General features: G+C 55.8%; 1 protein-coding gene and 1 pseudogene. One reads left to right on the top strand and one right to left on the bottom strand.

Annotated features, from left to right (window positions below):
• On the top strand, positions 1-752 hold a 752-nt coding region (locus tag GA0061099_RS39190), incomplete at its 5' end, for a LysR substrate-binding domain-containing protein (protein ID WP_074448705.1).
• Positions 753-1,060: 308 nt separating this feature from the next.
• Here GA0061099_RS39190 and GA0061099_RS39185 read toward each other — a convergent pair.
• A pseudogene (locus GA0061099_RS39185) lies at positions 1,061-1,290 on the bottom strand (IS630 family transposase); the annotation flags it as partial.
• Positions 1,291-1,354 lie beyond the last annotated feature (64 nt).

Genomic DNA, 1,354 nt, shown 5'->3' with positions numbered 1-1,354 from the left:
CAACTGCTGCGGGCGAACTCTTCTATCGTGAGGCGGCATCGATCATTGGGCAGGTGGAGCAGCTGGGTCGCGTCGTCCGATCGGTAGCAGGAGAACCGGAAGGCTTAGTAAAGCTTGGCATGTCATCGGGATTTGCGGTGTGCTGGGCTTGCGACTTTATGGAAGCCTGCCGGATGATTCTGCCGAAAGTGAATCTCCGTCTGGTTGCAGTTGACATTCTGCGCATGAGATCGCTTATCGCATCGCGCGGGATCGATCTCTGCTTGGTTTTGGACGATGAGCCTATTCAAGGGTTTACTCGACAGCCGCTTTTTCATCAGCCACTATCGATGGCTGGACTTCTGTTTGCGGAAGATGTCGCGCATACCATTTCGCTCGAGCGGATGACACACCTTCCTCTTGTGCTGCCGACACGACCCAGCGCAGTTCGCAGCGCGCTGGACCGGGCATTCCAAGAGGCCGGCTTGAGTCCCAATTGCATCGCGGAGGTCGATACTTTCGCCAGTGCGCTTTCATTGGTCAATGCTGGTCTTGGCAATATGATCGCTCCGAAGATCTTCTTCCCTGACATACCGCGACATGGCGATCTGAGGCTAATCGCCATAGATCCGCCGCTCAATGTGACAGCATGCCTGGTCTATTCCGGAACTACCCCGCCCGCCTTCGCGGTACAGGCGGTAGGCGATCTCTTGATAACCCACGCTGAACTTTCGCTTCGGAACAGGCGTGAAGAGAAAGAAAGCTCGTTGTGATAGCAGCGGCTTCGAGAGACACTGGTATCCCTTGCGCGAAGAGACACGCTCGGTCCCGATCCGGCAAACGAGTGCGGGAAGCGAATTCCTCGATCCGCATGACGCCGTGCAAGTATGCGGGGTTGCGCCGCGCGTCGGTCCGCAATGGCCGCGACGTCGGTGTCGATCTCGTCATATGAGAAGGCGATATGCTCATAGCTCGACGCGTTGCTTTCGCAGCATTCCGAGCGCGTGTTGTAAAGTCTAAGCTCCAAGTTGCGCTTTCAATTTCCTACATTTGACGTCGGATTTCGAGCTAGTATCCGGAATCAGAGCTGAGTGATACGGCGACCTTTGAACCGACGTTGGCGGACTTTTTTCCAGACGAAGGGCTCGGCTCTGTCGTTGTACGCGCTGACGTAGGCATCGATGTGTTCCTGAAGCTGCTTGAGGCTTGTGAAGGAGGTGCCGCTGAGCGACTGCCCCTGCAGATCGAAAACCATACCTCGACCTGATTGAGCCAGGACGCAATTGTCGGCGTGAAATGGAATTGCACATGAGCTATGGCTGATTTTGGGTGACGCGGCCTGATCAGGCGGCGTGGCTTTCAGTGTTCGGAATGA

This window comes from Bradyrhizobium yuanmingense, assembly GCF_900094575.1.
GTDB classification, from domain to species: domain Bacteria; phylum Pseudomonadota; class Alphaproteobacteria; order Rhizobiales; family Xanthobacteraceae; genus Bradyrhizobium; species Bradyrhizobium yuanmingense.
This window is presented reverse-complemented; position numbering and strand designations above follow the sequence as displayed.